The sequence below is a fragment of the Kushneria phyllosphaerae genome, assembly GCF_900312995.1.
GTDB lineage: Bacteria > Pseudomonadota > Gammaproteobacteria > Pseudomonadales > Halomonadaceae > Kushneria > Kushneria phyllosphaerae.
Genome location: NZ_ONZI01000006.1, coordinates 1 through 25,485, shown reverse-complemented (window position 1 = coordinate 25,485; position 25,485 = coordinate 1). Strand labels below are relative to the sequence as shown.

The 25,485-nt window shown below is 59.4% G+C and carries 21 protein-coding genes; 13 read left to right on the top strand and 8 right to left on the bottom strand.

Annotation, left to right across the window (positions count from 1 at the left end):
- Positions 1 to 109 precede the first annotated feature (109 nt).
- Together lptG and lptF are read right to left on the bottom strand one after the other, a co-directional pair.
- Positions 110 to 1,168, bottom strand: coding sequence for an LPS export ABC transporter permease LptG (lptG, locus tag KSP9073_RS16835; protein WP_439330970.1), 1,059 nt, complete (start codon positions 1,166 to 1,168; stop codon positions 110 to 112).
- Positions 1,165 to 2,244 (bottom strand): LPS export ABC transporter permease LptF, encoded by a 1,080-nt coding sequence (gene lptF, locus KSP9073_RS16830; protein WP_108844141.1) that lies wholly within the window; start codon positions 2,242 to 2,244, stop codon positions 1,165 to 1,167. The genes lptG and lptF overlap by 4 nt, the downstream gene beginning before the upstream one ends.
- Positions 2,245 to 2,464: 220 nt before the next feature.
- Between lptF and KSP9073_RS16825 the strand changes: the two genes are divergently transcribed.
- The 4 genes from KSP9073_RS16825 to KSP9073_RS16810 all read left to right on the top strand — a co-directional run bounded on the left by KSP9073_RS16825 (position 2,465) and on the right by KSP9073_RS16810 (position 6,516).
- Complete coding sequence (locus KSP9073_RS16825) at positions 2,465 to 3,949, top strand: leucyl aminopeptidase (protein WP_108844140.1); 1,485 nt, start codon at positions 2,465 to 2,467, stop codon at positions 3,947 to 3,949.
- Between the two features lie 211 nt (positions 3,950 to 4,160).
- Positions 4,161 to 5,264 carry a branched-chain amino acid aminotransferase gene (locus KSP9073_RS16820; RefSeq protein ID WP_243409278.1) on the top strand — a complete coding sequence of 368 codons (1,104 nt, stop codon included), beginning with the start codon at positions 4,161 to 4,163 and terminating at the stop codon, positions 5,262 to 5,264.
- 71 nt (positions 5,265 to 5,335) lie between these two features.
- A complete protein-coding gene (locus KSP9073_RS16815; RefSeq protein WP_108844139.1) occupies positions 5,336 to 6,082 on the top strand; it encodes a glucose 1-dehydrogenase in 747 nt (248 codons plus the stop codon).
- Between the two features lie 2 nt (positions 6,083 to 6,084).
- Positions 6,085 to 6,516 carry a DNA polymerase III subunit chi gene (locus KSP9073_RS16810; RefSeq protein ID WP_108844138.1) on the top strand — a complete coding sequence of 144 codons (432 nt, stop codon included), beginning with the start codon at positions 6,085 to 6,087 and terminating at the stop codon, positions 6,514 to 6,516.
- Positions 6,517 to 6,713: 197 nt separating this feature from the next.
- On the opposite strand, the gene KSP9073_RS16805 is transcribed toward KSP9073_RS16810, so the two are convergent.
- Positions 6,714 to 8,366 carry a methyl-accepting chemotaxis protein gene (locus KSP9073_RS16805; protein WP_243409277.1) on the bottom strand — a complete coding sequence of 551 codons (1,653 nt, stop codon included), beginning with the start codon at positions 8,364 to 8,366 and terminating at the stop codon, positions 6,714 to 6,716.
- 248 nt (positions 8,367 to 8,614) lie between these two features.
- On the opposite strand from KSP9073_RS16805, the gene KSP9073_RS16800 reads away from it, so the two are divergent.
- The 3 genes from KSP9073_RS16800 to KSP9073_RS16790 all read left to right on the top strand — a co-directional run bounded on the left by KSP9073_RS16800 (position 8,615) and on the right by KSP9073_RS16790 (position 13,154).
- Entirely contained in the window at positions 8,615 to 11,458 is a 2,844-nt protein-coding gene (locus KSP9073_RS16800; RefSeq protein WP_108844137.1) for a valine--tRNA ligase, read from the top strand.
- 225 nt (positions 11,459 to 11,683) lie between these two features.
- Positions 11,684 to 12,412, top strand: coding sequence for a phosphatase PAP2 family protein (locus KSP9073_RS16795; RefSeq protein WP_108844136.1), 729 nt, complete (start codon positions 11,684 to 11,686; stop codon positions 12,410 to 12,412).
- 34 nt (positions 12,413 to 12,446) lie between these two features.
- Entirely contained in the window at positions 12,447 to 13,154 is a 708-nt protein-coding gene (locus tag KSP9073_RS16790) for a phosphatase PAP2 family protein (RefSeq protein WP_108844135.1), read from the top strand.
- A 79-nt stretch (positions 13,155 to 13,233) separates the two neighbouring features.
- Here KSP9073_RS16790 and gloA read toward each other — a convergent pair whose 3' ends face one another.
- Positions 13,234 to 13,677: a lactoylglutathione lyase gene (gloA, locus tag KSP9073_RS16785; RefSeq protein ID WP_108844134.1), complete on the bottom strand. Its 444-nt coding sequence runs from the start codon at positions 13,675 to 13,677 to the stop codon at positions 13,234 to 13,236.
- 164 nt (positions 13,678 to 13,841) lie between these two features.
- Here gloA and KSP9073_RS16780 point away from each other — a divergent pair, with 164 nt between their 5' ends.
- Positions 13,842 to 14,243, top strand: a complete 402-nt coding sequence (locus tag KSP9073_RS16780; RefSeq protein ID WP_108844133.1) for a DoxX family protein — start codon at positions 13,842 to 13,844, stop codon at positions 14,241 to 14,243.
- Positions 14,244 to 14,261: 18 nt separating this feature from the next.
- On the opposite strand, the gene KSP9073_RS16775 is transcribed toward KSP9073_RS16780, so the two are convergent.
- Positions 14,262 to 14,954: a uracil-DNA glycosylase family protein gene (locus KSP9073_RS16775; RefSeq protein ID WP_108844132.1), complete on the bottom strand. Its 693-nt coding sequence runs from the start codon at positions 14,952 to 14,954 to the stop codon at positions 14,262 to 14,264.
- Positions 14,955 to 15,087: 133 nt separating this feature from the next.
- On the opposite strand from KSP9073_RS16775, the gene KSP9073_RS16770 reads away from it, so the two are divergent.
- On the top strand, positions 15,088 to 16,146 hold the full coding sequence (locus KSP9073_RS16770) for a metal-dependent hydrolase (RefSeq protein ID WP_108844131.1): 1,059 nt from the start codon (positions 15,088 to 15,090) through the stop codon (positions 16,144 to 16,146).
- A 68-nt stretch (positions 16,147 to 16,214) separates the two neighbouring features.
- Positions 16,215 to 17,132, top strand: coding sequence for a LysR family transcriptional regulator (locus tag KSP9073_RS16765; RefSeq protein ID WP_108844130.1), 918 nt, complete (start codon positions 16,215 to 16,217; stop codon positions 17,130 to 17,132).
- 6 nt (positions 17,133 to 17,138) lie between these two features.
- Here KSP9073_RS16765 and KSP9073_RS16760 read toward each other — a convergent pair whose 3' ends face one another.
- Positions 17,139 to 18,845 carry an ATP-binding protein gene (locus KSP9073_RS16760; RefSeq protein WP_108844129.1) on the bottom strand — a complete coding sequence of 569 codons (1,707 nt, stop codon included), beginning with the start codon at positions 18,843 to 18,845 and terminating at the stop codon, positions 17,139 to 17,141.
- Positions 18,846 to 18,919: 74 nt separating this feature from the next.
- Positions 18,920 to 19,633: a winged helix-turn-helix domain-containing protein gene (locus KSP9073_RS16755; protein ID WP_108844128.1), complete on the bottom strand. Its 714-nt coding sequence runs from the start codon at positions 19,631 to 19,633 to the stop codon at positions 18,920 to 18,922.
- A 583-nt stretch (positions 19,634 to 20,216) separates the two neighbouring features.
- On the opposite strand from KSP9073_RS16755, the gene KSP9073_RS16750 reads away from it, so the two are divergent.
- From KSP9073_RS16750 to KSP9073_RS16740, 3 genes are all read left to right on the top strand, one after another.
- On the top strand, positions 20,217 to 23,117 hold the full coding sequence (locus tag KSP9073_RS16750) for a ribonucleoside-diphosphate reductase subunit alpha (protein WP_108844127.1): 2,901 nt from the start codon (positions 20,217 to 20,219) through the stop codon (positions 23,115 to 23,117).
- Between the two features lie 99 nt (positions 23,118 to 23,216).
- Positions 23,217 to 24,323: a ribonucleotide-diphosphate reductase subunit beta gene (locus KSP9073_RS16745; protein WP_108844126.1), complete on the top strand. Its 1,107-nt coding sequence runs from the start codon at positions 23,217 to 23,219 to the stop codon at positions 24,321 to 24,323.
- Positions 24,324 to 24,523: 200 nt separating this feature from the next.
- Entirely contained in the window at positions 24,524 to 24,736 is a 213-nt protein-coding gene (locus KSP9073_RS16740; RefSeq protein WP_108844125.1) for a YMGG-like glycine zipper-containing protein, read from the top strand.
- Positions 24,737 to 24,822: 86 nt separating this feature from the next.
- On the opposite strand, the gene KSP9073_RS16735 is transcribed toward KSP9073_RS16740, so the two are convergent.
- A complete protein-coding gene (locus KSP9073_RS16735; RefSeq protein WP_207771512.1) occupies positions 24,823 to 25,197 on the bottom strand; it encodes a hypothetical protein in 375 nt (124 codons plus the stop codon).
- Positions 25,198 to 25,485 lie beyond the last annotated feature (288 nt).

Here is a 25,485-nt window from a genome sequence, read left to right as displayed (position 1 = left end):
AACAGGCAGGGGCCGAAAGCGTCTTCAGCGCCAACGAAAGTGACCTGTAAAAACGCCCCGAAGTCATCACTTCAGGGCGCAGGTCAAAGGCGGGAATGCATCAGGTGGGTCAGCCGGCGCGGCGCAACAGCCAGAACCCGAGAGCGAAACATGCGCCCATGGGTACCACAATGGCCCAGATCGGCGAGAACCCGAAGATGGTTGCAGCCGGGCCAAGCAGGTCCTGCACATACTTGAACACCAGCCCGACCACCGTGCCGTAGAACACCCGCGACCCTGCCGCGACGCTTCTCAGCGGGCCAAAGATGAACGAGGCTGCAATGATGACCAGCGAGGCCAGCGTCAGCGGCAGCAGCACCTTCTGCCAGAAATAGAGCCACGTATCATTGGCACTGATGCCCTGCTCGTTGAGATAGCTTCCGTAACGCCAGAGATCCCCGATCGACTGGCTGTCGCGGTCGGTGATGATCAGTCGCAGCAGCTCGGGGTCAAGCGAGGTATCCCATGCCAGCCGGTCAAGATGCTCCGAGCTTGTGCTGTCCTGTTGGATCAGGGTCCGGTCCACATCTTCCAGCGTCCAGTCCTCTCCATCAAGCACGGCTCGCGAGGCATGAGTGGCCTCCACCAGCCGACCATCGTCATAGCGGAAGCGATTGACATCCAGCAGCGTATTGTCTGCACGAATGGAGCCAAAGCGGTAAAAGCTGTCCCCCTCGCGCTGCCACCCGCCACTGCGTGACACCGCACTGCCTTCCTGAAGTTCGGTACGCCATGCCTGACCAAACATCTCGGTACGCGGGGCGGCAAATTCGCCCACCGCCATGACCAGCAGCACCACGATCAGCAGAGGCTTCATGACCCCGATCAGAATACGCCAAAGGGAAAAGCCGGCCGAACGCATGACGGTCAGCTCATTGCTGGAGGCCATGGCGCCAAGCCCCACCAGCGAGCCGATCAGAACGCTTACGGGCGCATACTGGTAAAAGCGCCAGGGCAGACGAATCACGCCATACATCAATACCTGCAGGGTGCCGTAGTTGCCTTCGGTATCCCCCAGGTCGTTGATAAAGCTGATGGTGAAGTCGAGACCGAGAATAATGAGGTGCACGATCAGCATGCCCATGAGGACATTGCGCGCGATGTAGCGATCAAGCCGGTTGAACATCAGCGCGCCCCTCCATACTGGCTGCTTCGATACAAAAGCCAGGCCCCGATCAGGGCAAAGACGGCGTGAATGGGCCAGAGCCCAATGCTGGTCGGGAGACTGCCGCTGCCCACGGCGTCCTGCGCCGCCAGCAGCAGACTCATGTAGGCCACATACAGGATGATGGCCGGCATCATCTTGGCAAAGCGCCCCTGGCGTGGATTGGCACGCGACAGTGGCAGGGCAATCATGGTCAGAATCGGCACCATCAGAGCCAGCGAAATCCGCCATTGAAGGGCGGCGCGCGCCTTGTTGCTGTCATCCCCGAGAAGGCGCCAGGTGGGCTGAAGCTCGACATCATCCACGTCCATCTGGGCGGTGCCGTTTTCAAGCCGGGCAGCATAGGTGTCGAACACCAGCTGCTCGGCCACCCGGCTGCCCGGCCTGACACTCTCTCGGGTACCGTCGGAAAGCACCAGAAAACGGCTGTCGTTGTCCGGGTCGGTGGTCTGATAACCACTCTTGCCCTGGGTCAGCACATCCACCCGCTGGCCCTGCTCGTTGCGGGTCTGCTCGGCAATAAAGACGTTTTCCATCCGGCTGCTGCCCTGCTCGACACGCTCGGCATAAATGGTGCGATCCCCGAGCTTTTGAAAGCGCCCGGGCGTCAGCGCACTGAAATCGGCCTTCTCCCGCTGCTCGGTCAGCGTTTTTTCATTCTGGGTCAGTCCGGCCGGCGTCAGCCACAGACTACAGGCGCCCACCACACAGGCCATCAACAGTGCCGGCCAGCATGACGCGCCCAGAATGCGTGCGGGGCTGACGCCACAGGCTGCCAGAACCGTCATTTCACTGTTGAGATAGAGCTGCCCGTAGGCGAGCAGGATGCCCAGAAAGAAGGCCAGCGGCAGAATCAGCTGAAGGAAACTGGGCAGATGAAACAGCATCAGGCTGCCCAGAAGGCTGGCCGGAAAGTCGCCCTCCGCAACATCACTGAAGTAGCGAATAAAGCGATTGCCCATGATGACCAGCAGCAAAATGCCGGTCACGGCACTCATCGTGGTCAATATTTCACGAATCAAGTAGCGAAAAACGATCAAGCGCAGACTCCCTCATACATCAATATCGAGCGATCGTTTCCGATGCACCTATCGCAAGGTAACTCCCGACCATGCAATGGTGCAGGGGTTTGCGTACACTGAAGGCCTGTTCGGACCCACCTGTTCAACGCGTCGACCATACGTTTACCGTACTCGACAACGTGTCTGTTCAAAACAGTCATTATCACCAATACCCACCGCATTGTCTTGGGGAGACACCATGGAATTTCCCGTGCTCACCGCCAACCCGGCCCGCTCCGAAACCGACTGCATTATTGTGCCGGTGTTCAAGGACGGTGATTTGCCCCCGGCCAGCGAGCGTCTGGATGACGCCAGCGAGCGCCTGATCACACAGCTGATGGAACGGGGCGATTTTGACCCTGCCACTGCCAACACCCAGCTGGTGCCCTTCGCGCCCGGCCTGAACACTGCCCGTCTGCTGCTGGTGGGCTGCGGGGAAACCGGTGAATTCAACGAAGGCGCCTTTCGAAAGGTACTCGATGCCGCCTTCGGCGTGCTGCTGGCCCTGCCGGTCGAAAATGCCGCCATTGCCATGCTGGATCGGGAAAACGGGCCGCATGATGTGGTCTGGAAAGCGCGCATGATTGCCGAGGCCACCCTGCGTGCCACTTATCGCTTTGACCGCTTTAAATCGAAAAAGCGCCCGCCGATCGCCCTGACTCGCCTGTCGCTGATGGTCAGTGATGCCAACGAGGCCGCTGGTGCCGAGGCCGGCGCCCGGATCGGTGCCGGCATTGGCGCCGGGATCAATCTGGCCCGGGAACTGGGCAACCTGCCGGGCAATGTCTGCACCCCGCGCTATCTGGCCGACGAGGCCGAAAAGCTTGGTGCGGAGGGAGGTCTCAAGGTCACCATTCATGACGAGAAGGCACTGGAAGCCATGGGCGCCGGCGCCATTCTGGCCGTGGGCCAGGGCAGCACCGAGCCCTCGCGTTTGATCGTCATGGAATACAAGGGCGCCGACGACCCCGAGGAAGCCCCCCACGTACTGGTCGGCAAGGGCATCACCTTTGACAGCGGCGGTATCTCGCTCAAGGGCGGGGCCAACATGGACGAGATGAAGTTCGACATGGGTGGCGCCGCCAGCGTCATGGGTACCATGAAGGCCATCACCGCTTTAAAGCCGAACATCAACGTGGTTGCCATCATTGCCTCGGCCGAGAACATGCCGGACGCCAGCGCGTTGAAACCCGGCGACATCATTACCACCCTCAAGGGTCTGACCGTCGAGGTGCTCAACACCGACGCCGAAGGCCGACTGGTACTGTGCGACGCGCTGACCTATGCCGAACGCTATCAGCCTGCCTCGGTAGTGGATATCGCCACCCTGACCGGCGCCTGCATTGTCGCGCTGGGTCACCAGACCTCGGCACTGCTGTCCAATAACGACGCTCTGGCGCAGCAGCTTCTGGAGGCGGGCAACATCGCATGGGACCGCGCCTGGCAGCTACCGCTGTGGGAGGAGTACCAGAGCCAGCTCGACTCCGAATACGCCGACATGGCCAATATCGGTGGTCGGCCGGCCGGCACCATCACGGCGGCCTGCTTTTTGTCCCGCTTTGCCAAAAGCTATCCCTGGGCACATCTGGACGTGGCCGGTACGGCCTGGGATGGCAAGAAAGGCGGCACCGGCCGACCGGTCGGCCTTTTAAGTGAATACCTGCTGTCGCGCGCGCCTCACTGATCGTGATCGCAGCGCCTGACCCAGGTGCCCTGCGCCCGTCGCCATGCGGCGGGCTTTATTGGCGCAGGGCGCCTGTGTCATTCTTGGCAATCTGTTTCTGACGTGCCCTTTAATCATCTGTCGGACCAGCGTTATCGGATACGCCGTTGCCGATGATCGACAGCGATGTGTACTTCTCGCCTGGCTACCGTACTCACGGAGAATCCGAATCGTGTCTTCCTCTCAAGGCTTTGAGCTTCGCCCCACCACCACGCCCACCGACGCCGGTCAGCGTGACGAGATCCTGAGCAACCCGGGGTTTGGTCGCTACTTTACCGATCACATGGCCCATGTGCGCTGGACCCATGCCGAAGGCTGGAATGCCGGTGAAGTGCGCCCTTACGGGCCGCTGTCGCTGGACCCCGCCGCCTCGGTGCTGCACTACGCCCAGGAAATCTTTGAAGGGGTCAAGGCCTACCGCCACGCTGATGGGTCCGTCTGGACCTTCCGGCCGGAGAAAAACGCGGCACGCTTTCAGGCCTCGGCGCGCCGACTGGCCCTGCCGGAGCTGGACGCCGAGACCTTTATCGGCTCGCTGAAGGCGCTCGTCAGCCAGGACGTTGACTGGGTGCCCACGCCTGCCAGCGAGGCCGAGGAATCCAGTCTTTACCTGCGCCCGTTCATGATCGCCAGCGAGAAGTTTCTTGGCGTGCGTCCCTCAAAAGAGGTCGACTACTACGTTATCGCCTCACCGGCGGCGGCCTACTTCAAGGGTGGCGTCAAGCCGGTCTCGATCTGGCTGTCTTCCAATTACAACCGCGCCGCGCCCGGCGGTACCGGTTTTGCCAAGTGCGGCGGTAACTACGCCGCCTCGCTGGCGGCGCAAAAGGAAGCAGAAACCCACGGCTGTGACCAGGTGGCGTTTCTGGACGCTGTCGAGAGCAAGTGGGTCGAAGAGCTGGGCGGCATGAACCTGTTTTTCGTGTTCAAGGACGGGCGCATCGTAACCCCGGCCCTGACCGGCACGATCCTTGAAGGTGTCACGCGTGACTCGGTCCTGCAGCTGGCCGCCGATGCCGGGCTCAAGCCCGAAGAGCGTGGCATCAGTATCGAGGAATGGCGCGAGGGCGTGCACTCCGGTGAGATCACCGAAGTGTTCGCCTGCGGCACCGCCGCGGTCATCACGCCCATCGGCGAGCTGGTCAGCGACAATGACCGTCTGAGCTGCAGCGATGGCAGCGGTGGCGAGGTCGGCAAATCGATCCGCAAGCAGCTACTAGATATTCAGTACGGTCGCGTCGAGGACCGTCATGGCTGGCTGACACGTCTGGCCTGAGCCTGAAATAACGCCGCCTGAGGGCGGCGTTATTACGTGAATGCCTGCCCTACGCCTACAGGAGAAATTCAATGAGCAAAGTCATGATCGTGACCGGCGGCAGCCGCGGCATCGGTGCCGCCACCGCCCGCCTGGCCGCCACTCGCGGCTATCAGGTCGCTGTCAACTACGTCAGCAATCGTGAGGCCGCCGACCAGGTCGTCAACGAGATTACGGCAGCCGGTGGTCGAGCGCTGGCCGTACAGGCCGACATGGCCGTGGAAGCCGATATCGTGGCGCTTTTTGAAACCGTCGACCGTGAACTCGGCCCGGTGGACGTGCTGGTCAACAATGCCGGCATCGTCGATCAGGTTGCGCGTGTGGACGAGATGAGTTTTGAGCGCGTGGACCGCATGATGCGGGTCAACGTGACCGGTCCGTTCATGTGCGCACGCGAGGCCATCAAGCGCATGTCGACCCGCCATGGCGGCAAGGGCGGCGCCATCGTCAATATTTCCTCGGCAGCAGCCCATCGCGGTGGCTCAAGTGAATATGTCGACTACGCCGCCTCCAAGGGCGCCATCGACACCTTTACCGAAGGCCTTGCCAAGGAGCTGGCCGGTGAGGGTATCCGGGTCAACGGCGTGCGTCCGGGCGTGATCAATACCGAGATCCATGCCAGCGGCGGCAGACCCGACAAGCCGGAACAGTCGAGCAAGAGCATCCCCATGGGCCGTGCCGGCAATGCCATTGAGATCGCCAGCGGCATCCTGTGGCTGGCCAGTGACGAGGCGTCATTTACCACCGGTGCACGCCTGGACATCGACGGCGGCGTCTGAGCATGACCCGCATCGATTTCTATGTGCTCTCGGCCACGACGCTGGAGGCCAGATTCGACTTCGCCTGTCGGCTGGCCGAGACCATCTATCGCAAGGGCTATCGGCTGCACGTGCACCTGGAAGATGACGCCATGGCACGTGAATTTGATGAGCGGCTGTGGGTCTTTCGCCAGGACGCCTTTGTCCCGCACGTGCTCATGGGCGAGCAGAGCCTGCCGCCGGCCCCGGTGACGCTGGGCTGGGAAGCCCCTCCGGAGCCTGGCATCGAGGCGCTATTGAACCTGAACGCTGCGATTCCGTCGTGGTTTTCCCGCTTTGAGCGCGTGGCCGAAATCATCAACCAGCATCAGGAAGTGCTCAGCGCCAAGCGCGAATGCTGGCAGACCTACAAAAGCCGCGGTTATGAAGTGAAGGCGCACCACATCAACAGCTGAGGCACGGCGGGTAACGTCTGAATTAAAAAGGGGGACCGGCAACTGCCGGCCCCCCTTTTTGTTAAGCGCTGTTTTTAAAAAACCCTCCTTTCAATGACGGCCTTTTAATGACCGCTTTCTTTCAATTTCTTTTTTGAAAGCGCGGGCTCGTGTGCGGGATGCCGGATGCCGGATGCGTCGATCACGCAGGCTCAGTGCTACGGCGCCACCCTGAAACGACGCGTCACCTCGCGAAGCTCCTGTGCGCGCCCTTCAAGCTCCCCGGCCGCCGCCGCGGTCTGCTCCACCAAAGCAGCGTTGTGCTGAGTGGATTGATCCATCTGGCTGACCGCCTGGCTGATCTGTTCGATACCGCTGCTCTGTTCACGGGCACCGGCGGCAATTTCACCCAGCAGATCATTCATGCGTTGAATGCGCGCATCAACATCGCCCATGCGCTCGCTCGCCGCCTGCACGCGCTGAGCCCCATCACCCACCTGCCGCCCGGACGAATCGATCAGGGTCTTGATGTCCTGAGCCGCCGAGGCCGAGCGATTGGCCAGCTGGCGCACTTCACCGGCGACCACTGCAAAGCCGCGCCCTTCTTCTCCGGCACGGGCGGCCTCGACCGAGGCATTCAGCGCCAGCAGGTTGGTCTGGAAGGCGATACTGTCGATCAGCGAGACAATATCGGCAATTTTCGTGGAGCCCTCGGTAATGGCGGCCATGGACTTTACGGCCTCATCAATGGCCTGCTGGCCTTCCCGCGAGGTATCACGTGCCTGCTGGGCGAGATGTCGGGCCTGATCGGCACTGTCGGCACTCTGTCGCACGCTGGCGGTCATCTGCTCCATGCTTGAGGAGGTCTCTTCAAGCGCAGCGGCCTGCTGCTCGGTGCGCGAGGAAAGCTCCTGATTGCCCGAGGCGATCTCGCCGGCCCCCTGATCCACCGACAGACTGGTGGTCTGAATGACGCGAACCGAGTCCGCCAGCGCATCACGCATGCTCTTGATGTTGGCCAGCAGACTGGTCCGGTCACCCTGGCGCAGCGTCACGGGCGCGGTCAGATCGCCGTCGGCAATCTGTCTGACCACACCGGCCGCATAGGCAGGCTCTCCGCCCAGCCGGCGCAGCACACGCTGCATGCCCCACCAGAACATGGCAGTCAGCAGGGCGCCGGCCGCCAGCACGACCAGCCCCGACGCCATGAGGTTATCCAGCACGGTGGCGTTGACGTCGCCCATGAACACGCCGCTGGCCAGATAGATATCCCAGGGCTCATATCTTGAAACAAAGGCTTTGACGCGGGGTTTGGACTCAGAGCCACGCGCAAAGTTGGAGCGGTATTCGGTAAAGCCCTGACCATGAGCACGACCTTCACTGACCAGGTCCTGAAACAGCAGACGACCGGTCGGGTCGGTTACCGCCGAGACATCCTGCCCATAAGGCCTTTTGGGATGGGCCATGATCTGCAGGTTGCCGTTGACCACGTAGACATAGTTGTCGCCCCCATCAAAGCGCAGGTCGCGGAGTTCACTGAACGCCTGCTGACGTGCGGCACTTTCTGACAGCTCGCCGCGTTCGACCCGGCCCTGATAGTGCTTTACGAGGTTCTCCGCCATGTCCACGGCACTGGTCAGTCGTGCCTCACGTTCAGCGTACATGACGCCCCGGCTTTGCCAGGCATTGACCATGAGCATGCCCACCAGAATCAGCCACATGATGGCGATGCCTGCCATCATCTGACGACGCAGGGTCATGCCCTCGCTGCCCGCTGCCTGTCCTTCAAGGCCGTGATCGGCGCGCGAGACGCCCGCGGGCTTTCGAAGCCCCGAGAAAAGACCTGAACCTGATGTCCCTGTTACCTGCATGTCTACATACTCGCTTGAATATCTGCCAAAAAAGGAGGGCTATCTCACCGGGCGCTTCCAACGCTTCACATGAACTTAGACTTTGGTATTAACCGTCGGCGCTCTATCGGCCTTGTTCAACAATTCTTTAACCACGTCATGCCATGACGTGTCCCCCTCGACAGCGCTATAATTGGCGCCATTTTTCGCAGACTCGAGCACACACGTGCATTTTGCGAGTACTTCACAGCTTCAAACCGAGCCGGTCCATGGAAAAAACCTATCAGCCTGAATCGATCGAACGCGCCTGGTATCAGCACTGGGAATCCAAGGGCTATTTTGCTCCCACAGGTCAGGGCTCGCCCTATACCATCATGATTCCGCCGCCCAATGTGACCGGCAGTCTGCACATGGGGCATGCCTTCCAGGACACGCTGATGGACACCCTGATCCGCTATCAGCGCATGAAGGGTCACAATACCCTGTGGCAGATCGGCACCGACCACGCCGGCATCGCGACCCAGATGCTGGTCGAACGCAAGCTGCAGCACGAGACCGGTCAGTCGCGCCACGATCTGGGTCGTGAGGCGTTCATCGACAAGGTGTGGGAGTGGAAAAACGAATCCGGCGGCCACATCACCCGCCAGCTCAGACGCATGGGCACCAGCGTTGACTGGAGCCGCGAGCGTTTCACCATGGATGAGGGCTTTTCCAACGCGGTGCGCGAAGCCTTTGTGCGCTTGCATGACGAAGGCCTGATCTATCGTGGCAAGCGGCTGGTCAACTGGGACCCGACGCTGGGTACGGCCATCTCGGATCTGGAAGTGGAAAACCGCGACCAGCAGGGCCAGTTCTGGCATTTCCGCTATCCGCTGGCCGATGGTGTCACCACCGAAGCCGGACTGGACCATCTGGTGGTCGCCACCACCCGTCCCGAGACGCTTCTGGGTGATACCTGCGTGGCGGTCAACCCTGATGACGAGCGCTACGCCTCGCTGATCGGCAAGTTCATTACCCTGCCACTGGTGGGCCGGCGGATTCCGGTGATTGCCGATGAACACGCCGACATGGACAAGGGCTCGGGCTGTGTGAAGATCACGCCCGCCCATGACTTCAATGACTACGGCGTGGGCCGGCGTCATGACAGCGCGCTGATCAACGTCTTCACTCAGGAGGCCTGCATTCGTGACGCCGCCGAAGTCTTCAATATGGACGGCAGCGCGCGTGATGACATCGACACGACCCTGCCCAAGGCCTATCAGGGCCTGAGCCGCTTTGAGGCGCGCGAGAAAATCGTTGCCGACATGGACGCGCAAGGACTGCTGGAGAAGGTCGAGACCATCACCAACACCCTGCCCTATGGCGACCGCTCAGGTGATGTCATCGAGCCGCTGCTGACCGACCAGTGGTTCGTGGCGGTTGAAACGCTGGCAAAGCCTGCCATCGAGGCAGTGGAAAACGGCGATATCCGTTTCGTGCCCAAAAGCTACGAAAACATGTACTTCTCGTGGATGCGCGATCTGCAGGACTGGTGTATTTCCCGCCAGCTCTGGTGGGGCCATCGCATTCCAGCCTGGTATGACGAGACCGGGAAGTTCTATGTCGCCCGCAGTGAAGAAGAGGCGCGTGAAAAATATGCCCTCTCCCCCGAGACGATCCTGATTCAGGACAATGACGTACTGGACACCTGGTTCAGCTCCGGTCTCTGGACCTTCGGCACGCTGGGCTGGCCCGAAAAAACTCCGGAACTCGAGACCTTCCACCCGACCAGCACGCTGGTGACCGGTTTTGACATCATCTTCTTCTGGGTCGCCCGGATGATCATGATGACGCTCAAGTTCACAGGTCAAGTCCCGTTCAAGACGGTCTATGTGCACGGACTGGTACGTGACAGTCAGGGCCAGAAAATGTCCAAGTCCAAGGGCAACGTGCTCGACCCGATCGACCTGATCGACGGCATCGACCTGGACACGCTGCTGGAAAAGCGAACCGGCGCCATGATGCAGCCGCAAAAGGCGAAGGCGATCGCTAAAGCCACAAAAGCCGAGTTTCCCGAGGGTATTGAGTCCAACGGCACCGACGCCCTGCGCTACACCTTCTTGTCTCTGGCCAGCACCGGGCGTGACGTCAAGTTCGATGGTGGTCGTCTGGAAGGGTATCGCAACTTCTGCAACAAGCTATGGAACGCCGCACGCTATGTGCTGATGAATACCGAGGGTCAGGATTGCGGCCCTGACGGCGAGGTCGCGCTGTCGCTGGCAGACCGCTGGATCGTTTCCCGTCTTCAGCAGGTCGAGACCCAGGTCACGAAAGCACTGGATGAATACCGGTTCGACCACGCCTCCCAGGCCCTTTACGACTTTGTCTGGAACGAGTACTGCGACTGGTATCTGGAACTTTCCAAGCCGGTGCTGTGGGACACCGAAGCCACACCCGAGGCGCAGCGCGGTACGCGTCGCACGCTGGTACGCGTACTTGAAACCATTTTGCGCCTGGCCCATCCGATGATGCCGTTTATCACCGAAGAAATCTGGCAGAAGGTATCGCTGCTGGCCGGCGTGGATATCAACCGTCTGGGCAGCTCGATCATGGTTCAGCCCTGGCCGTTAGCTGATGAATCCCGTATCGATGAAGCCGCCATTGCCGATATTGAATGGGTCAAGGCCGTCATCGTCGCCATCCGCAATATTCGCGCCGAACTCAATATCGCGCCGGGCAAACCGCTGGAAGTCCTTTTGACCCATGGCGACGATAGCGACCGCCAGCGCCTCAAGGACAATGCACTGTTTTTGAGCAAGCTGGCACGACTGGAAAGCGTGCACTTTGTTGCTTTTGAGGATGTGCCTGCTTCCAGCGTTCAGCGTGTCGGCGCCATGGAAGTCCATGTCCCGATGGCCGGGCATATTGATCGTGACGCTGAACTTGCGCGCATCGATCGCGACATCGAAAAGCAACAGAAGCTGATGGATGGTGTCGAGAAAAAGCTCGGCAACGAAAGCTTCATGAGCAAGGCACCGGCCGCCGTGGTCGACAAGGAACGCGCCAAGCTTGAGGAGGCATGCGCCAATCGCGATACGCTGCTGGCACAGCGTCGGACCATCGAAACCCTGTAGTCCTTTACTGACCTCTCTCCCGGCAGGTTACTTTTGACAGTGACCGTTCTCTACAGCAGGCCCTCGGGCCTGCTGCTTTTTTCTCTACCCGCCTCTGAATGACGCCGACCGCCTCTGAATGACTTCGATAGCCTCTGTCTTGCGGTGCCATTACGGCTTGCCACTTTTTATTAAAGCAATATTAAATTATGATGAACACTGTTTTATAACTGCGCTGTGTTTGCCATGAATTTTCGCCGAATCCTTTTCTATAACCTGCTGGGCGTGGCACTGGTCACGACCTGGTGGCTGCCGCAATTTCTGGTCTGGTCCTCCGTTGATGACGCTATCTTCTGTTTTTTCAATCAGTTCATTACGCCAGATTACCCGACCTGGACCAGCCTTCTTGCTGCGCTCAATACCCGCGCCTTTGACAGGGCGATGTTCGTGTTGCTGGTGGTGATGCTTTACATCGCCATGAAGCGCGATGCTCAGGGCAGCTGGCTCAAGTGGGGCGCCATTGGCCTGGTCATGACGGCCACCGCACTGATCCTTCAGGACGTCATTCACAATGTCATGACCTACAGGCACGCCAGCCCGACCGCGATGCTCGATCACGTCAATCTTTTGTCCGAGCTGACCAGCCTGCCGGCCAAGGATACAGCGTCGAGCAGTTTCCCCAGTGACCACGGGCTCATGGCCATGATCTTTGCCGCTTTCATGTGGCGCTTTGCCGACCGCCTGGTGGCCTGGAATGCCACGGCACTGGTCGTGCTCGTTTGCGCCCCGCGCATCATGGTGGGGGCACACTGGGTCAGCGACGTGTCCGTGGGGGCACTCTCGATTGCCCTGATCACTCTGCCCTGGATCCTGTGTACACCACTGGTCTCCGGCGCCGTTAACGTTGTCGTACGTTTTTCAAAAGGGCTTGCCAACCGTGCGAGTCGTCGTCACCGGAACGCGCACTGCGATTGAGCCGGTATTTCGGACTGCCTCTGGAGGGGATGTCATGAATTTAAAACGTATCATCTACTGCAATCTGGCAGGGCTTGCCCTGTTTGCAAGCTGGTTATTGTTCTCTGTGTGGCTGGTGCTTGACGACAATATCTTCTTTTTTTTCAATCAGTTCATCACCAGTGAGCACCCGATCTGGGTCAACTTTCTGGCCGCGGTCAATACCCGCTATTTCGATGCTGCCTCCCTTGGCATGCTGCTGGCCATTTTTGGCTGGGCGATCTCGCTGGACACTCGCCCGGGGCGTTTCTGGCGCTGGCTGGGTGTGGGGTTAACCATGCTGTTGGTGGCAGGACTTTTGGCCGTGGCGACCAACAAGCTGCCCTATGGCCATCCAAGCCCGACGCTCAGCTTCAATCACGTCAATTTTTTGACCGACGTGGTCTCGTTTGACACCAAGGACGCTGACAAAAACAGCTTCCCCGGGGATCACGGCCTGATGCTGATGGTGTTCACGGGCTTCATGTTGCGCTTTGGCGATCGTCGTCAGGCCATCCTGAGTGCGCTCATGATCGCTGTGCTCAGCGCACCGCGGGTCATGGCCGGCGCCCACTGGCTGCAGGATGTCTACATGGGCTCGCTTTCCATAGCGTTGCTGGTGCTGCCCTGGGTGCTGTGCACGCCCATTGCCCCGCGCTGCGTGGATGCCATCGAGCGCATGGCCGAACGCTTTCATCTGCCCGGTACGCGCAGCATGATCTGAGCGGCTCATGGCGATGCCGGATATATAAAAAGGGGCACCCTGTCGGGTGCCCCTTTCACATTGACACGAAAGTAAACCTTTACCAGCTGCCAGTGTTTTCCATCGATGACCAGGGCTCCTGCGAAGGCTTCGGGTCGCCCTTTTGCAACAGCTCGATGGAGATGCCATCGGGCGATTTCACAAACGCCATATGACCGTCACGCGGCGGGCGGTTGATGGTCACGCCGTTGTCCATCAGATGCTGACAGGTGGCGTAGATATCATCGACACGATAGGCCAGGTGACCGAAGTTACGCGCCCCCGTGGTCAATTCTTCCGGGTCCCAGTTCCAGGTCAGCTCAAGCTCGGGGGCCTGCTGCTCGCTGGAGGTCGCCTCATCATCATTGGCGGCCAGAAAGATCAGGGTAAAACGCCCTTTCTCACTCTCCTTGCGGCGCACTTCCTTCATGCCCAGCAGATCACAGTAAAACTGCAGGGACTGATCAATATCAGTGATACGTACCATGGTATGTAGATATTGCACGATGTACTCCTCAGGGTCGTATGACACGCGTTTTGAACGCGCATGACACATTGGCTGCCACGTTCGGCCAACGTGTGCAATCTGGTGAATGCCTTGAAACGATGGCACTGTAATGCTGGCGAACAGGTCGTTTTTCAAGTCAGGACTGGCACACGGGGAAGATCATGTCGTTTTTTAACAATGAACATCTGGGCAAGCTGATTCTTCGGCTCGCGCTGGGCGTGACGCTGCTGCTGCACGGCATTGCCAAGATTGGCGCTCCAAACGTCCTCGAGGTGATTGGCCATCATCTCGAGCACTGGAGCCTGCCCACACCGCTGGCCTTTGGCGTGTTTATCGGCGAGCTGATGGCGCCGCTGATGATTCTGGCCGGCTGGCGCTGTCGCATCGGGGGTGGTCTGGCGGCCATCAACATGCTGTTTGCCATTGTGTTGATGCGCCTGGGCGCCGTCTGGTCATTGAGTGATACCGGTGGCTGGAACATCGAAACCGAAGTTCTGATGCTGGGCGCAGCCCTGGCACTGATGTTTTGTGGCAGCGGCCGCATGGCCATCCGACCGGATTAATCGACGCTCACCTGATGATCACAGCAACAGGTGATCAGGCCTGACCTCCAGCTGATCAAGGCGCTGCGCCAGCAATCCCGGGAAACGACCATACCAGGTCTGGTTCAGCGGCGAGGGATGAGGCAACGGATAAAGCGTGAATGTCTGCGCCTGACCCCGGTCATCTTCCAGCGTGACCTCGATACTGCTTTCAAAGCGATCCTCACGCTTCCAGAACGCCTCGAGGCGATCACGCTCGGCCCTGGGTCGATTAATGCCGAACCACAAAAAGGCCTCGCGCCCCAGCGTGATGAGCGTGCGCCCTTCCCAGCGCGAGATCAAAAGCTCGTTCATCAAGCCATGAAAGTGACGCTTGACCTTCATCGACCACGCCTTGTTCCCCACTGGCTTGTAGGGCACGGTGTTGATCCAGAAAAAATGCTCGCCCACGGCACGTGAGGCCTCGAAATCCGGCATTTTCTCGCCGTAGAGATGCTCATAAAGCGCCTTTCTGACCAGCTGCCCGCCGGCCCCGATGAAAGGCTCACCGTAGCGCACCTCATCGCGCCCTGGATCGCGCCCAAAAAATCCAATGCGCAGATTGCGCCGGCCCAGCCCGATAATGGGATCAAGCGGATCACGCTCGAAGCGCTGGTAGACCTCAAGATCGATGCCGTCGGTGTCAGCCGCCAGTGCTCTAAAGGCTTCCTGCTGACTCGGGGTCAGGGACATATTCGCAACTCCTTGTTACTCTTTGATCACCCGGCTCACTTCTGGCCGCACCAATACCGGCTCTGGCAGAACAAGCATAGCTGCCATGACCTGATGAGATGTCCATCAATAATACGGGAGTAACACAAAAGCGATGGATTCCCTGACACAGGCCTGCCTCGGCGGCGCGCTGGGCGGCGCCGTACTGGGACGACGACTCGGCCGCAAGTCGATTTTGCTGGGCGCCGTGGCGGCAACCCTGCCGGATCTGGACAGTTTCATCGGTTACGGCAACGCCGTGGCCGACTACACCTACCATCGAAGTGTCACGCACTCGGTGTTTGTCCTGTCGCTGCTGGCCGGGGTCTTCACCCTTGTCTGCGCGCGCCTGCCGGCAACCCGAAAGGTGCCCACCCGGTCATGGTTCTGGTTCTGGTGGCTGTGTCTGGTCACTCACCCAATTCTGGATGCCTTTACCACCTATGGTACCCAGCTGCTCTGGCCCATCGCCTCGCCCCCGGTGGCCTGGAAAACCATTTTCATCATCGACCCGCTGTATACCCTGCCCATGCTGGTGGCCATCCTCGTGGCGCTGATCAGGGGCACCCAGGGACGCGCCATCCTCATTGGCCTGGCCCTCTCGACGGTGTATCTGGGTTTTTCCATCGCGGCCAAATCCATGGTACTGGCGCAGGTATCGCCGGCGCTGGTCCAGCGCGGGCTGGAGGATCGGCCGGTCATGGTGCAGCCCACGCCGCTGAACACGCTGGTATGGCGCGTCACCGTGATCGATGACGACCGGCAACTGGAAGCGCTGGTCAGCCTGTTCGATGACCGCCACACTCTGGCCTTTGACAGTTTTCGCCGACCGATGGTGGCCCATGACATGCTTGTCGACAGCGCGTCAGGCCAGCGTCTGGGCTGGTTTGCAGCTCCCTTCTGGCGCAGCGAGGAGCACGATGGCACTCTGGTCGTGACCGATTTGCGCATGGGCCAGCCGGGCACCTATTCCTTTGCCTTTGTTCTGGGCGAGCGCGATGATAGCGGCCAGTGGCATCCCGTAACATCGCGCTCGGCCGAAACGACAAGGCCCGATACCCGCCTGCTGTCGGCACTGTTTCAGCGTATTACGCATCCCGAGGCCCTGTGTCCGTCAGACTTTGGCGACCGTGATCTGCTCCTGCCTGACGCTGAATGTCGGCATCCGGGGTAGACGTTGTCGGCACAGGACCCATATTCAGATGATTTGTCCTTCAGACCAGCCATGAGAGAGACGCTTTAATGATCGAGTTCCGGCACCTGCGTACCCTGCTGGCACTGCGCGATACCGGGTCACTGGTCGAAGCCGCCGAGCGCGTGCATTTGACCCAGTCGGCACTATCTCATCAGCTCAAGGATCTGGAAGAGCGGCTGGACTGTCCGCTGTTTTTGCGCAAGACGCGACCGGTGCAGTTCACCCGCGCCGGTCAAAGACTGCTGGGACTGGCCGAGCAGGTACTGCCCCAGATTCGTAACGCCGAGCGCGATATTGCGCGCATGGCCGGCGGCGAACAGGGTCGGCTGCATATGGCCATCGAATGCCACAGCTGCTTTCAATGGCTCATGCCGACCATCGACCATTTTCGCGACCACTGGCCCGAGGTCGAGGTGGACATTCCAGCCGGTCAGCATTTTGACCCGCTGCCGGCACTGGCACGCGAGCAGCTTGATCTGGTCATTACGGCCGACCCGCAGCCGCTGCCGCGCATTCACTACGAGCCGCTTTTTCGCTACGAAAGCCTCTTGGCCGTGGCCCGACAACACCCTCTGGCCGACAAGCGGCATGTCGTGCCGGAAGATCTGATCGACCAGATCCTGATCACCTATCCGGTAGAGCATTCAAAGCTCGATGTCTTTACGCGCTTTCTGGAACCTGCCGGCATTCATCCACGCGAAACCCGCACGGCCGAACTGACCATGATGATGATGCAGCTGGTGGCGAGTGAGCGTGGGGTGTGCGCCCTGCCAAACTGGGCGCTGACCGAATATCTTGAAAAGGATTATGTGAGGGCATGCTCACTGGGTCGGGACGGCGTGTGGGGAACACTGTACGCCGCCGTCCGGGTCGATCAGATGAGTCAGGTCTGGATGAGTGACTTCTTGCGCACGGCGCGCGAGACGTCCTTTTCCGTGCTCAATGGCATACGCCCGGCCGGCTGACAGGCCTCAGGCGTATTCTTCGATCGCTTCGTAGTGACGCGGCAGGGAAAGAATGAACTGGGCACCGCCCAGCTCGGGGGCCGTATCGACCGTAATGCGCCCGTGGTGCCATTGCACGATACGGGCGACGATCGCCAGCCCCAGACCGTAGCCACCCACGCCTGGCTGATGCCTGGTGCGGCTGTCATCAAGACGCGCAAAGGGCTTGAAGATACGCTCCTGATCCTCAGCCGGTACTCCCGCGCCATCATCCTCGACGCTGAGATACACCATGCGCTCATCGCCCAGCAGGCGCACATGCACTCGGCTGCGGGCATGGGTACAGGCATTGGACACAAGATTCTGCAGTGCGCGCTGCAAATAGCGTGAATCGGCATGCACGTTGAGTTCCTGACCGCCGGTGACCTCAAGCGTCAGCTGCGGGTGCAGGGGCGTGAGCGTTTCAACAACGCGGTCGGCAATGTCACGCACTTCAAGACTGACCGGCTCCAGCGGCAGAAGCCCATCGGTGGCGCTGTCCAGACGTGCATAGGTCAGGATTTCGTCGATGAGCCGATCGATGGATTCGATGTCGTCATCCACGCCTTTCAGCAAACGCCTGATGCCAGGCGATTCGCTCATGTCATCGACCATTTGCAGCGCAAAGCGTACCCGGGCCACAGGCGTTCGAAACTCGTGCGATACCGCCCGCATCAGATCTTGCTGGGAAGAAAGCACGGCCTGTACCTGATCAGCCATGGTATTGAACGCCAGACCCAGCTGGGTCAGGTACTCCCCTTCCTGAATGGTCACACGCGCGTTGTAGTCCCCGGCCGTGAAGTTTGCCGTGGTCTGCTCAAGTCGGGTCAGACGTTTTTCCACGCTGCGCATGATCAAATAGATGGCTGTTCCCAGCAGGGTCAGCATCAGGGCCATGACCATGGCGATGGTCAAAACAGGCAGTGACTCAAAGGGCGACAGCGGCCCGACCATGATCCAGCGGCCGCCGGAGAACTGGGCGTAAAAGCCAAGGCTTGAGCGCTCGGCCACGACGTTGATGACAACATGCCCGGCATTGAGCTGTGCCAGCTGACTGTTGGAAAGGCCCGGCGGCGTGCCGCTGCCCATACCCATGGGCAGGGAGATACGGCTGCGGAGCTCCTGAAAGCGGGCCTCGCGCTCTTCATCCGGCGAAAGCTCCAGCCACTGGCGCAGCAGAGAAACCAGCTGCAGGGGCTGCTGCTCGGAAAGACCGGTAAAGTGCGCCACTAAAATGGAATCAGAATCGCCGGGCAGGCGCTGATAAAGCTGCCAGCCAATTTCGCCCTGGGCCTGGCGCGCCAGCACATCGCCTGCTGCCAGACGACGTCGGTCCATGAATCCGAGCATCAGGGTTTCGGAATCCGATAGCGCCAGGCGAATGCCCAGCTCATCCTCGTAGGCACTCAGCCAGGCATCACGCGAGCTTTCCGGCTGACTGGCCACCAGGGAGGTCAAAAGCGCCATCGGCCCACTGGCCAGACGCTGGCGATAGTGATCTTCCCGCCAGTCGTCGATCAACCATGACGCCACCACGCCCACCCAGAAGATGGCCATAAGCGAGATGAACAGGGTCAAATAAAGCCGACGAAAACCACCGTGCGCCGACAGCGGCCGATGAGGCGGCGGTGCCAGACCATCCGCCCCGCCCGAGCGGGAGTGCCATGAAGCGAGAGAAGAGAACTTTGACGGCATCGTCTATCCTTTACACAGGTGTTTTAAAGTAGACGAAGCCGCCCTTCACGATATGAGATCGGGCCGTTGCGGACTCAGATCTCTCGAACGAACAGGTATCCCTTGCTGCGCACGGTCTTGATACGCTGCGGCTGATGCGGGTCATCACCAATCTTGGGTCGAATGCGAGAGACACGCACGTCTATCGAACGATCCTGACCATCATAACGAATGCCGCGCAGTGCCGAGAAGATCTCTTCACGCGTCAGCACTCGGCCGGCATGAGAGGCCAGTAGCCACAGCAGATCAAATTCGGCACTGGTCAGATCGATACGCTCGCCGTTGAGCCATGCCTCCCTGGTCGAGGAATCCACGACCAGATCGCGAAACTCGAGACGGGTCTCTTCGTGCTCGGTAGTGTCCGACCCGTCGGCACGACGCAGCAGCGCGCGCATGCGGGCCAGCAGGACACGCGGCGGCACCGGCTTGGGGACGTAATCATCAGCGCCCATTTCAAGGCCCAGCACCTGATCCATGTCATCGGTACGAGCCGTCAGCATCAAAATGGGGCCGGGGTACTGGTGGCGCACGCGGCGGCAGATGGACAGACCATCTTCACCTGGCAGCATCAGGTCAAGAATGACCAGGTCCGGTCGCAGGGACAGAATACGTTCGACGCCATTGGCGCCGTCGTGTTCGACGCTGACCCTGAAACCGTTGCCTTCAAGATACTCACGCGTCAACGCGGCCAGTCGTTCATCATCTTCGATGATAAGAATGTGTTCGTTGGCGGTTGTAATGTTATCCAAGGCTCGTCCGTCCGATCATTGATAAAGAAGCTTCCGTGCCGTCACCGGCATGCTGCGCGGGCAGCGCCCGAACATACGGCAGGCAGACAGCGATAAATGTGACCTTCAAACCCAACGGTCGTTCAACTTTGGCAACATTGTGCCACTGTTACACGAAAGTGCCCATACAGAAGAACCGTATTTGCATACGATTCTCATCACCAGGCTCTGATCGGCATGAATTTCATTCTGTGCGCCAACGATCGAGCTGAAATATTCGCGACAAAAAAACGCATCCCCACCAGAATTTTCATGTAACCGGCGGCATACCAGTGGTGGCAAGGCCTGTGGCGAGGTAAGCACACTTTATCCACAGATTGTGCGCCGGATTCGAGTCATTTTTCCCTATTGAGGGTATTCGCCAGACACACTATATTGTGTCCACTTGGTCGACAGACACACCATGTAGTGTTTTTGCAGCAGATTCTTCCGACAGCTGTCAATATCTTGTGACCCAACTTTTTTCGATTCCGTGATGATCTGCCGTGCGTTTTAAAACGGCAGGCAGGGTACGGTTTTGACCTTAAGACAGAAAGGTAACGTTATGGAAACCTCGCATACAGAGCGTGATACCTCATCAATCCTTGATGATGCTCATACGCGCCAGACCGATCAGCAGCTGCGCGTCATCAAGCGTACCGGTGACACCGCCACCTTTGATGCGAGCAAGGTCTCCGTGGCGATGAGCAAGGCCTTTCTCGCCGTGGAAGGTGACAACGCCGCCGGTTCCTCTCGCATTCGCGAGCAGGTCGAGCAGCTGACGCAATCCATCATGGAAACGTTCGCGCGTCGCATGCCGGAAGGCGGCACCCTGCATATCGAAGATATTCAGGATCAGGTGGAACTGGCCCTGATGCGCTCGGGTGAACACAAGGTGGCCCGCGCCTATGTGCTGTACCGCGAAGAGCACGCTCGTGCTCGTGCAGCACAGCATCAGGGCATTGAAAAGCCTCACCCCACCATCAACGTGACCCAGCCCGATGGTAGCCGTCGCCCGCTGGATCTAGCGCGTATCGAGACGCTGATCACTGAGGCCTGTGCAGGTCTTGATAACGTTGAAGTGCGTCGCATCATGGATGAGTCGCTGCGCAACCTCTATGACGGTGTGACGCCCGATGGTGTTGCCACGGCATTGATGATGACCGCACGCATGCTGGTCGAGAAGGAGCCCAACTACACCTTCGTGACCGCGCGTCTTTTGCAGGACAACCTGCGTCGTGAAGCGCTGTCCTTTCTCGAGGTTGCCGAGGAAGCCACCTTTGGCGACATGGCGACACTCTACAAGCCAGCTTTTCAGAACTACATCAAGCGCGGCATCGAATTCGAGCAGCTTGACCCGGTTCTGGCCGAGTTTGACCTTGAGCGTCTGGGCGATGCCCTGAGCCACGAGCGTGACAACCAGTTCACCTATCTGGGCCTGCAGACACTTTACGACCGTTATTTCCTGCACCGTGATGGCGTTCGCTACGAACTGCCGCAGGTCATGTTCATGCGTGTGGCCATGGGTCTGTCGCTGAACGAGCAGGATCGTGAAGCGCGTGCCATCGAGTTCTACGAGCTGCTGTCGAGCTTCGATTACATGACCTCGACGCCCACGCTGTTCAATGCCGGCACCATTCGCAGCCAGCTGTCCTCGTGCTATCTGACCACCGTGCCGGATAACCTTGAAGGCATCTACGGCGCCATTCGCGACAATGCCATGCTCTCCAAGTGGGCCGGCGGTCTGGGCAATGACTGGACACCGGTACGTGCACTGGGCTCCTACATCAAGGGCACCAATGGCAAGTCCCAGGGTGTTGTGCCCTTCCTCAAGGTCGTCAACGACACGGCCGTGGCGGTCAACCAGGGTGGCAAGCGCAAGGGCGCGGTCTGTTCGTACCTGGAAACCTGGCACATGGACGTCGAGGAGTTCCTCGAGCTTCGCAAGAACACCGGTGATGACCGTCGCCGCACGCATGACATGAACACGGCCAACTGGGTGCCGGATCTGTTCATGAAGCGCGTCAGTGAAGAAAAGGAGTGGACGCTCTTCTCGCCAGCCACCTGCCCGGATCTGCATGACCTTTATGGCGCGGCGTTTGAAAAGCGTTATGAAGAATACGAAGCCATGACGCAGACCGGTGAGATCACGCTGTTCAAGCGTGTGCAGGCCAAGGATCTGTGGCGCAAGATGCTGTCGATGCTGTTTGAAACAGGCCACCCTTGGATCACCTTCAAGGATCCGTGCAACCTGCGCAGCCCGCAGCGTCATGCCGGCGTCGTGCACTCCTCCAACCTGTGCACCGAGATTACGCTCAACACCAGCGTTGACGAAATTGCCGTCTGTAACCTGGGCTCAATCAACCTGGCCGCTCACGTGGTCAATGGTCAGCTGGACGGCGAGAAGCTCAAGCGGTCGGTCAAGACAGCCGTGCGCATGCTCGATAACGTCATCGACATCAACTATTACGCCGTACCGCAGGCCAGGCGCTCCAACTTCCGTCACCGCCCGGTCGGTCTGGGTCTGATGGGCTTTCAGGATGCGCTGTACAAGCACGGTATCGCCTATGCCTCCGATGACGCCGTGACCTTTGCCGATCGTTCCATGGAGCTGATCAGCTATCACGCCATCGAAGCTTCCAGCGATCTGGCAGCCGAGCGTGGCCGCTATGAGTCTTATGAAGGTTCACTCTGGAGCCAGGGCATTCTGCCCATCGACTCCATTAATGACCTGCAACGCGAACGTGGCGAACAGTACCTGCAGATGGACACGTCCACCACACAGGACTGGGACCATATCCGCAACAAGGTACGTCGTCAGGGCATGCGTAACTCCAACGTCATGGCGATCGCGCCGACGGCCACCATTTCCAATATCTGTGGCGTCACGCAGTCGATCGAGCCGACCTATCAGAACCTGTACGTGAAGTCGAACCTGTCGGGCGAGTTCACGGTGGTCAACTCGCACATGGTGCATGCGCTCAAGGAGCGTGGCCTGTGGGATGAGGTGATGATCAATGATCTCAAGTACTACGATGGCTCGCTTCAGCCGATCGACCGCATTCCGGACGATCTGAAGCAGCGCTATGCCACGGCGTTTGAAATCGAGCCGCGCTGGATCGTTGAGGCCGCCTCGCGCCGTCAGAAGTGGATCGACCAGGCACAGTCTTTGAACCTCTACATCAGCGGTGTTTCCGGTCGCAAGCTGGATACCACTTACCGCATGGCGTGGCAGCTGGGTCTGAAGACCACCTATTACCTCCGTGCACAGGCCTCTACTCGCCTTGAGAAGTCAACGCTCAAGGGGACCGATGGCAAGCTGACCGGTGTCAAGCCCAACGCACCGACGCCGCAGACAGCACCTGCGCCGTCATCGGAAGCACCGCAGGACGCTCAGCAGCCGCTGGGTTCGGCACCGCCGCTGGCCTGCTCACTCGATGATCCGGACTGCGAAGCCTGCCAGTAATTTGATTAATACGACGGTGGCCCTGCAGGGCCACCGTCTACTGCATTCAAGACCACACTCGCCGTTGAACATGCTCGGGTGATGGCAAGGGAGAGAATCATGCAAGAGACAAACCTGTTTGCTGATGACAATGACCAGGTCGACAACACCGGGCTGGGTGAAATTCAGGCCGGCGCTCAGCGTATTGATGCCAGCCAGAAGGCCATGATCAATGCCCAGAGCGACGTCAACCAGTTGTTGCCGCTGAAGTACAGCTGGGCATGGGAAAAGTATCTGGCCGGCTGTAACAACCACTGGATGCCGACAGAAGTCTCCATGCAGGGTGATATCGCCACATGGCGTGCGCCGGTCAATAGCCCGCAGGGGCTGACCGAAGACGAAGTGCTGATGCTCAAGCGCAACCTCGGCTTTTTCGCGACGGCCGAGTCGCTGGTGGCCAACAACATCGTGCTGGCCGTCTATCGCAACATCACCAATCCGGAATGTCGCCAGTACCTGCTGCGCCAGGCCTTTGAAGAAGCCATCCACACCCATACCTTCCAGTACATCTGCACGTCGCTGGGTCTGGACGAGGGTGAGCTTTTCAACATGTATCGAGAGATTCCCTCGATCACCGACAAGGATGCCTGGGCGCTCAAATACACACAGGCACTGGAAGACCCCAGCTTCACAACCGGTACCATCGAGCGTGACAAGGCGTTTTTGCGCGCGCTGGTGGCCTTCTATGTCGTGTTTGAAGGCATGTGGTTCTACACCGGTTTTGCCCAGATTCTGGCGCTGGGTCGCCGTAACAAGATGGTAGGGATTGCCGAGCAGTATCAGTACATTCTGCGCGATGAGTCCATCCACCTGAACTTTGGCATCGACTGCATCAACCAGATCAAGATCGAAAACCCGCACCTGTGGGACGACGCCTTCCAGCAAGAAGTGCGCGGCATGCTTCTGGAAGCCTACGAGCTGGAAGCGGCCTATGGCCGTGAAACCATGCCGCGCGGCATCCTGGGCCTGAATGCCGAGCTTACAGAGCAGTACATGCAGTTCATTGCCAACCGCCGCAGCGAACAGATCGGTCTGGGTCTGCTCTTTGATGATGTAGAAAACCCGTTCCCGTGGATGTCGGAACTGATCGATCTGCCCAAGGAGAAGAACTTCTTTGAGACGCGGGTGACCGAGTATCAGACCGGCGGCGCGCTGACCTGGGACTGAGCAGTACAGGATTCGCAGGGCTGTCCTGCGACAGTCCTCGGCTCAGAAATATATGGCCCTGCTTATTGCAGGGCTTTTTTATGGGCGTTTTTATGGGCGTTTTTCCGATTGCTCAGGATTTCGGATCCAGTATTTAGCTGAATAGCCGATAATCATGGGATACAGCTATCCTTTATTGAACGCTTGCGAGGAGAAACATCATGCATAAAAGCATTGTGGTAATGACAACCGTGGCAGCGCTGGCGCTTCTGACAGCCTGTAGCAGCCCTACCGGGCGCAGTGCGGCTCAGGGAGCAGGCATTGGCGGCCTCACAGGTGCTGCTGCCGGCGCCATCACGGGAGGCAGCGCGGGTACGGGCGCCCTGATCGGCGGCGCAGCAGGTGCAGCGGTGGGCGCGGCCAGCGCCCAGTAATTGCCCAGAGGCAGTCATGCTAGATTAAAAAAGCCTCCTGACGATGGCCAGGAGGCTTTTTCACTTCTCTACCCTATCGGGATAGATCAGTTGCTGTGCTCTTCAGCGCTGTCGCTGATGGAGTCACCAGCATCTTCCATGGCCTGGCCAGTGGAGTCAGCTGCATCGCTGGCAGCATCACCAACAGAATCAGCCGCGTCGCTGGTCGCATCTCCGGCATTATCGGCGGCGTTATCGATCTTTGCACCGGTCTCTTCAGCAGGACCGTCATCGTTATCGCAACCGGCTACAGCAAATACCAGCATTGCGGCCAGCAAAATACCCAGTGTCTTTTTCATCGTCAGCTCTCCCTTGCCTACTGTATTCATTACATCAACGATATACCCGAAACCCCGGGCACTTGCCTGTTCATTGTGGTGCAAAAATCGATGTAATACCAAGTCTCTTTGCATGGGAAGCATTTGATTTTCCCATATAAACCTTTTTTGGGTTTACCGATTGGCATTGAGGTAGAAATGGCGGCCCTGACCGCGGCACTGGCCGCCATGAACCAGACGCCCTGAGGCGGGGTGCCCTCGCCCGCCGGTCACGTCAGTGACCGCGGGCGGGGCCGCACCACGGACCGTGGCGGCCGGATGGCGCGCATAAAAGAACCCCGGTCCTGTTAAGGACCGGGGTTCGGAAGGGGTGCCTGACGATGACCTACTCTCACATGGGGAGACCCCACACTACCATCGGCGCGGAGCCGT